At 33.6% G+C, this 8,065-nt stretch carries 7 protein-coding genes and 1 tRNA gene; 5 read left to right on the top strand and 3 right to left on the bottom strand.

Translation table 11 applies throughout. The features are described 5' to 3' along the window. Window positions 1-199: 199 nt before the first annotated feature. Window positions 200-694 (bottom strand): hypothetical protein, encoded by a 495-nt coding sequence (locus AC2A1C_RS15565; RefSeq protein WP_484026845.1) that lies wholly within the window; start codon window positions 692-694, stop codon window positions 200-202. Window positions 695-764: 70 nt separating this feature from the next. Here AC2A1C_RS15565 and AC2A1C_RS15560 point away from each other — a divergent pair, with 70 nt between their 5' ends. Next, window positions 765-2,897 carry a helix-turn-helix domain-containing protein gene (locus AC2A1C_RS15560; protein ID WP_484026844.1) on the top strand — a complete coding sequence of 711 codons (2,133 nt, stop codon included), beginning with the start codon at window positions 765-767 and terminating at the stop codon, window positions 2,895-2,897. Window positions 2,898-2,998: 101 nt separating this feature from the next. Next, a complete protein-coding gene (locus AC2A1C_RS15555) occupies window positions 2,999-3,829 on the top strand; it encodes a hypothetical protein (protein WP_484026842.1) in 831 nt (276 codons plus the stop codon). Window positions 3,830-4,040: 211 nt separating this feature from the next. Here AC2A1C_RS15555 and AC2A1C_RS15550 read toward each other — a convergent pair. Both AC2A1C_RS15550 and mce read right to left on the bottom strand, forming a co-directional pair. Further along, a tRNA-Ile gene (locus tag AC2A1C_RS15550) sits at window positions 4,041-4,114 on the bottom strand. Window positions 4,115-4,177: 63 nt separating this feature from the next. Next, window positions 4,178-4,576, bottom strand: a complete 399-nt coding sequence (gene mce, locus AC2A1C_RS15545; protein ID WP_484026841.1) for a methylmalonyl-CoA epimerase — start codon at window positions 4,574-4,576, stop codon at window positions 4,178-4,180. Window positions 4,577-4,634: 58 nt separating this feature from the next. Between mce and rbfA the strand changes: the two genes are divergently transcribed. From rbfA to AC2A1C_RS15530, 3 genes are read left to right on the top strand one after another with little or no spacing between them, the layout of a single operon-like run. After that, the gene (rbfA, locus tag AC2A1C_RS15540; protein ID WP_484026839.1) at window positions 4,635-4,997 is read left to right on the top strand and encodes a 30S ribosome-binding factor RbfA; all 363 of its coding nucleotides are present in this window, start codon (window positions 4,635-4,637) and stop codon (window positions 4,995-4,997) included. Window positions 4,998-5,012: 15 nt separating this feature from the next. Beyond that, window positions 5,013-6,215, top strand: a complete 1,203-nt coding sequence (locus AC2A1C_RS15535; RefSeq protein WP_484026837.1) for an ABC transporter permease — start codon at window positions 5,013-5,015, stop codon at window positions 6,213-6,215. 56 nt (window positions 6,216-6,271) lie between these two features. After that, complete coding sequence (locus AC2A1C_RS15530; RefSeq protein WP_484026836.1) at window positions 6,272-8,062, top strand: endonuclease; 1,791 nt, start codon at window positions 6,272-6,274, stop codon at window positions 8,060-8,062. Window positions 8,063-8,065 lie beyond the last annotated feature (3 nt).

The raw sequence follows: 8,065 nt of genomic DNA, 5'->3' as shown, positions 1-8,065 counted from the left end.
CATCGAACAAGCATCGAACAAACATCGAAGAAAGGATATAGAAAGGATATAGAAAGGATATAGAATGGATATAGAAAAGATATACAACGGATATAGAAAATGATATTATGTTAAATGAAAATAGAATAGTAAAGCGTATGATAATCTTTATTAAAAAAATACTGAATCAAATATTATTTTTGATTGAAAATCAATGAGCTTACTGAACCGGTTCACCGGAAGATTGATTTCTTACCAAAATAGCTTTTCCATTTTCACAACGAATTCCTGCAGGTGGAGGAACCAATGCACAATCAGAGATCAATCCGTTTTGTTTATTATAAAGGGAAGCCATAGAATTGTATTTTGTAATTTTCGGTAAAATTTCGTTTTCCAATTCTTTCGGGTACGCAATATAAGAAGCCGGTCCGCCGCAAGGTTTGGAGCCAAACGGTGAAATTCTCCATTGGGAAGCATCATTACAACTTTTAGAATCAATCATATTTTTGATTTCGTTTTCGAGATTATTCAGGCTTTTTAAGGAAACAACCGAACTGTTTTCCGGAATTTTTGCAGTAACAGAATCTTTTTTAATTTTTTCTCTTATCGGTTTTAGAGCAATGTCTTTTGGTAGGTTTTCAGTATCTGACGATTTTCTGGATTTGCAGGAGACAACAAGAAAAAGAGATAATAGAGCCGGAAATATGATTTTCATAAATTTAAAAGTACAAATATTTTTGCCTCTTCAAATTTATTAAAAATTCTTTTTTCTGTACATTTGAAAGATGAATGAATCTCTTTTTGATTTAGCTGAACACACCAGCCGGAGTATTTTTCTCACCGGAAAAGCAGGAACCGGGAAAACCACATTCCTTAATGATTTTGTAAGAAAAACCCGAAAAAAATATATCGTGGTAGCACCAACAGGAATTGCAGCTATTAATGCGGGTGGTGTTACCATTCATTCTATGTTTGGGCTTCCACTGCGCACATTTGTTCCGACTCTTGAAAGGATAGATCAAAATCTTGCGAATAATATTCCGGATCTGATGCAGCATTTTCGGTACAGAAAAGATAAGTTGAAACTTCTTCGTGAAGTGGAAATTATCATTATTGATGAGGTTTCCATGCTTCGAGCCGATGTTTTGGATATGATGGATTTTTCGCTTCGGCATATTCGTAGAAATCAGCAGAAATTTGGTGGAGTTCAGATGCTTTTTATCGGAGATTTGTATCAGCTTCCACCTGTTGTGAGAGATGAAGTTTTTTTGAAACACTATTACGATTCGCCTTTCTTTTTTGATAGTTATGCTCTGAAAGAACTTCCTTTAATTACAGTTGAACTCACAAAAGTGTATCGCCAGAAAGACGAAGAATTTTTGGAAATTCTGAATGCGATTCGAGATGGAAAACGCTACGAAATTGATTTTGATAAACTCAATGAGCGGTATTTTCCTGATTTTGAACCGGAAGATGAGCCGTATGTTTACCTTACTTCGCATAATAGAATGGCGGATGAAATCAATCAGCAAAAATTAAAGGAATTAAAAGGGAAATCTCATTTCTATAAAGCTAAAATTACGGGTGATTTCAAAGAGAATCAATATCCGAATGAAGAAATTCTGGAACTTCGGGAAGGAACACAAGTCATGTTCATCCGAAATGATTCGAGTGGAGAGCGTAAATATTTCAATGGAAAATTGGCGGAAATCACTCATCTTGATGATGAAGAAATTTGGGTGAAAATAGACGGAAGCGAAGAAGATTACAAGTTGAAAAGGGAAGTTTGGGATCAGAAAGTGTACAGTTTGGATTCCGACAAAAATATTAAAGAAGAGGTTTTGGGAAGTTTTGAACAATTTCCGATTCGTTTGGCTTGGGCAGTTACCATTCATAAAAGTCAGGGATTGACGTTTGATCGGCTGATTATAGATGCAGGAAAATCGTTTGCTTCCGGGCAAGTATATGTTGCGCTTTCCCGCTGCCGAACGTTGGAAGGAATTGTCCTGAAATCCAAAATTACTCCGGAAGTGATTTTCAGTGATCACCGAGTAGAAAATTTTCAGTCGGAAACCAATGCCAATGAACGGATCGACGAAATTCTGCAACTTGAAAAATACGATTATTCCATCCGGAAAGTATTGCGGTACGTAGATTCTTCATGGATGAACGGAATGCTCGAAAATTGGTATTCTCATGCCATTTCCAGTAAAAATTTGGATAGAGAAAAGGCAAAAAGAATATATCAAATTCTGAAAAAGGAAATTGAAAACCTTACCGGAATTTTTGAAAAATTTGAGAAAGTTTTGATTCAGAAACTGAAAAAATGTATTGACGGAGTTGAAGAATGGAATGAAATAGAAACCAAAGCCAAAGGTGCAGTAAATTTCTTTTTCAAAAATGTGAATGAAAAGATTTTTGAAGAACTCAAACAGTTTTATGCCGAAACAAAAGGATTGAAAGGTCTGAAACAATATAATGAAGAAATCCGTGTATTTATTGATGATATTGAAGATTATCTGAATGATTTAAAACATGTCTATTTATTGGAAACAAAACTTTTTGATGAGCAAAATGATGTGAAAATTTCTGCAAAGATTGCAAAAGTTCCCAGTCATATTCTCACTTATCAACTTTTTGAAGAGGGAAAAACGGTTTCCGAAATTGCAAAAGAAAGAGGAGTTGTAATTGAGACGGTTTTCGGGCATCTTGCAAAATTTGCGGAACAAGGCATTTTAGACATCAATAGAGTAGTGGTGAAGGAAAAGATAAAGACTTTCGAAAGTGAATTCAAAAATTCTGAACATGCTACACTTACCGAATGGAAAAATGCATTGCCCAAAGATTTTGAATTCCATGAAATACGCTTGCTCCTGAATCATTTTAATTATTTGAAAAATAAAGAAAATTCTATATAAGTTTGGGGTTAATAATCATATTAGCTAAACACTTTTTTTATTTTCTGATTTAACCTTTAGTTTGTTTTCTAATCATATCAATTGTAATAAAAAATTGATCTATGAAAACAACTAAAATTTTATTCAGCTTGTCTTTAGTAATGTTACTTACAAATTCTTGTAGAAAAGACGATTCGGACTCTGCAACAAACGTTTCTTCAGATAAAGAAACTGCACAATTTTTAGAAAAGGCAGAATTTGCAAATGAAAGCGATGTAGATTATGCTATAGATATAGCCAATGCAAATGGTGATCTAAACAAAAATGAGAATTTTTTAGAAACTTGTGCCACAATTACTGTACAAAATACAAATGGTGGTTTTCCCAAAACCTATACAGTAGATTTTGGGACAACAGGTTGTGTATCACCAAACGGAATTTCAAGAAAAGGTAAATTAATAGTAACATTATCTGATAAAATAAAAAACACGGGAAGTACTGTTACTATACAAAGACAAAACTATTATTTGAACGACGACCTTGTAGAAGGGACAGTGGTTTATAAAAATTTGACAACAAATCCTGTGATACCAACTTGGAGCAAAACAGTTGCAGATGGAAAAATTACAAGACCAGACGGTACATACTGCCAATATAATGTAGATAGAAAGCAAAGAATGATTCAAGGAGTTGCAACATTAGATCCGTCCGATGATATTTTTGAAATTTTTGAAGGAGTACGCCATGTTGTAAGAAGCAATGGAAACTATTTGGATTCTACTATAAAAACGCCACTAACTAAAGCTAAAAACTGTTCTTATATTTCTAAAGGATCGGTTACTTTAAAAGGTACAAGATTAGACGGTACTTTAGACTACGGAAACGGAGATTGTGACAACAAAGCAACATACACCGATGCAAATGGTAATACGTTTGAGATTTATATAAAATAATTTTTAAGTAGAGAATGTTTAAATTTTTAAGCTGAATGGTTTTAATTTCACTTTTTCGAAACTAAAGATTTCTTATGTTAAAAAATAGATTTAAAATTTTAGCAAACTCTAAAAATAAAACCTTCCAATCTGCAAAATTTTCTTCTCGTAAATTATATATAAACAAAAAAGAACTACAGCTTAAAACGTTGTAGCTCTCTGATTTTGAAAGTGGTCCCACCTGGGCTCGAACCAGGGACCACCTGATTATGAGTCAGGTGCTCTAACCAACTGAGCTATAGGACCTCAAAAATTTGGTTAAATTTTGTGTTTGCAAAAATAGCAAAATTTCTTTCTCTGCAAAATTTTTCAAGGCTTTTCTTGACATATTTCTACCAATACACCATTAGTAGATTTTGGATGTAGAAAAACAACTAATTTATTATCAGCACCTTCCTTTGGTTCTTCCGAGATAAAAATAAATCCTTCTTTTTTTAATCTTGCAATTTCTTCTGTTATATTTTTTACTCCAAAAGCTATATGATGAATCCCTTCTCCTTTTTTCTCAATGAATTTTGAAATTGGACTTTCCGTATTCGTTGCCTCTAATAATTCGATTTTGCTTTCCCCGATTTGATAAAAGGAAGTGACTACTCCTTCTCTTTCTACATTTTCATGTTTATAATTTTCTTTTCCCAGAAGTTTTCTGAATAGCTCATCAGAATCGCTCAGTGATTTTACTGCAATTCCCAAATGTTCAATTTTCATGTTTTTTGAAATAAATTCTAAATGGATTGTTTCAAACAAAAGTACTAAATTTGCGCTTATGAATGAAAGCAACAGACAAAGAAAAGTAGCCCAGATTATTCAGGAAGATTTTGCTGAATTGTTCCGTAAACAAGCTGCGGACAGCAAACAAAGTTTTTTAGTGACAGTTTCTGACGTAAAAGTGACTGCGGATTTGGGGATTGCGAAAATATATTTGAGCATTTTTCCTCAAGAATTTCGTAAACCTATAATGAAAGAAATTGAAGAAAATAAAACTCAATACAGAAATTTTATAGGGCAGAAAATGGGAAAACAGGTACGCATCATTCCTGAACTAAGTTTTTATCTTGATACTTCTTTGGATGATGTGGAAAAACTGGAGCGCGAGCTAAGAGGAGAGGGCGATAATCCAATTCTGTAATTCAAAAAAATCAGCTTGAAAAATACTGCATTTTACATTGCGCAAAGATATCTGATTGCCAAAAAAGGAAGTACGGCAGTCACATTCATTACATGGCTTGCAGCTATTGCTATGATGGTGGCAGTTGCGGCAATGTTCATCATAGTCTCTGTATTTTCCGGATTGGAAGATATTAATAGGGATATGATTGCAAATCTTCATGCTGATATTACTGTAAAAAGCTCAATAGGAAAAACACTTCCTAATATTGAAAAAACGGTAAATATTCTCAAAAAAAATTCAAGCATTTCTGCCTTTTCCAAAACGATTGAAGAAAAAGTATATCTCAGTTATGGCGATAATGGCGATATTGCAACTTTACGTGGAGTAGATTCTGCATATATCAGCGTGAATCCTGTTAATAAAGATGTTTTTTATGGATCATATCCTAGCTTTAAATTTTCTAATGAAGTGTTGATGGAAAACCAGCTGGATAATCGTCTTTCTATTCCGGTAGGTGGAAATGCCGATCATGCAACTGTACTAATGCCGAAACCAGGGACAGGAATTATTAGTAAAGAAGAGGATATTTTCAATAAAAAGGAGATATATGTGACCGGAGTTTTTCCGGGGAATGGACAATTGGATAATACTATAATCTCTCCACTTGAACTTTTGCAAGAACTCCTAAATCTTCCGAAAAACTCTGCGTATGAAATCGTGATAAAACTAAAAAATCCAGAAGAAGCCGATCTTGTAAAAGAAATGTTGGAAGATCAACTGGGAAATAACTATGTATTGACAACGAAAGCTGAAGAGAATGCTGCATTTTGGAAAATGATCAATACAGAGAAAATTTTTATTTATCTGATTTTTGGTTTAGTGATTTTCATTACGACTTTTAATCTTGCAGGTGCTATCATTATTCTTCAATTAGACAAAAGGGAACAGGCAAAAGCATTAATTTCCTTAGGTTTGGCTACCAGTAGTTTACGGAACGTTTATTTTTTTACTGGAATTTTAATAGTTGTTTTTGGAATTGTGAGCGGTCTTTTGGTAGGGACTGCACTTTGTGCTTTTCAATGGTATACCGGTTTTTTTTCAGCGGCACCTAATCTTCCGTTTCCGATTAATATCAATGCTAAAAATTATTTAATTGTCGCATCTACAGCAGCTTTCTTTGGGATTATTGTGTCGTGGATATTCTCTAAACTGAACAAAAATAATCTTCAAAAATAATTGATAGAAATTATTTTTTTTATACCTTTATCGCCCAATTTTTTAATTTTTTTTAAATGAAGAAGTCTTTCTATTTCTTTATTGCTATATTCATAGCAAATCAGCTTGCAGCACAGATTCCGTCTGGCTATTATAATGGGACAAACGGACTAAAAGGAGCTGCTCTGAAAACAAAACTTAGCAGTATTATAACGAATGGACATACAGATCACGGCTATAATGCTTTGTATAATGCATATCCTACTACCGATGTAGATTATTTTTTTGAAGATGATGGAACTGTTCTAGATATGTATTCTGAAAATCCTTCAGGTACAGATCCGTATAATTTTTCCCATGGAGTGAAGCAATGTGGTAATTATTCTGTTGAAGGAGATTGCTATAACAGAGAGCACGTTGTACCACAAAGCTTATTTAATTCAAATGCACCAATGGTAAGTGATGTTAATTTTATCAGACCTACCGATGGAAAAGTGAACGGAATCAGAAGTAATTATCCTTACGGAGTAGTTGCAAATCCTACTGGTCAAACTCCTACTAAAAACGGAAGCAAATTAGGAAGCAATACAACAGCAGGATATTCCGGAACTGTTTTTGAACCCATAGATTCTTTTAAAGGAGATATTGCGAGAATGATTTTTTATTTTGTAACCCGCTATGAAAGTAAACTTTCCACATTTAATACAGGAAATATATTAGGAGGTTCAGCATTTCCGGGATTACAAACTTGGGAACTTGATGTCTTATTAGCATGGAACAATGCCGATCCGGTTTCTACAGAAGAAACTGCAAGAAATAATGCATCATATGTATTTCAGGGAAACAGAAATCCATTTATTGATCATCCTGAATACGTTGATCTGATTTGGGGGCCATCAGTATCGGATGCTCAAGCTCCTACTGCTCCTACAAATTTGTCTGTAGGTAATGTTTCTTACAATTCTATAGCTTTGAGCTGGACGGATGCTACAGATAATGTAAAAGTTTTCCAATATGATGTATACATGAATGGAAGTTTAAAAACAACTGTTTCTAAAAATAATGTTACCATCTATGGTCTTACTCCTTCCACATCCTATTCTTTTTATATAGTGGCGAAAGATATGGCTTCAAATGCTTCTGCTAATAGCAATACTGTAAACGCAACTACTATTGCTCAAAGTACGGCAACCGGCGCAAGTTGTGGATTCGAGAATTTTGATAATTTTACTATTAATACTACTTCTGCAAATTATACAACAAGAAATTGGACTAACAATGGAGTTACGTGGACGGCAACCAATGCCAGAGTGGATCAAAAAATCAATAATGATAATGCGCTTTGTCTGAAAAACGGAGTTCTTAATTCTTCAAGTTTACCAAACGGAATAGGATCTTTAACCATCACTACTCAGTCTAAATTTGGAAATACATCAGGTAATTATATTCTTAAAGTAAATGGTGTGAATAAAGGAACCATCCCATATTCCAATACAGCTACTACAACTACGATCTCGGGTATCAATGTTTCCGGAAATGTAACAATAACACTTTCAGAATCCAATACTTCAAGTACAAACAGAGTAGCTATTGATAACCTTTCATGGACATGTTATTCTGCATTAGCTGTAGATGAGGTGGGAGATATGAAAAAATTATTTGTATATCCTAATCCTGTAAAGAATAATGAATTGTATATTAGCGGAATCAGTGATAATGAGGAAATTAAAATTTATAATATCAATGGCCAGCTTGTTCAGACTTTACAAAATATAAAAGACAAACAAAAAGTAACCATTTCCAAACTTCCAAAAGGAGTTTATATACTGAAAACAAAAGAACAATCAACAAAACTTATAGTGGATTAAAAC

It is taken from the genome of Chryseobacterium sp. HNCC26DJ241 (assembly GCF_057180505.1).
The sequence above is the reverse complement of the archived record's forward strand: the minus strand, read 5'-3'. Positions and strand labels throughout refer to the sequence as shown.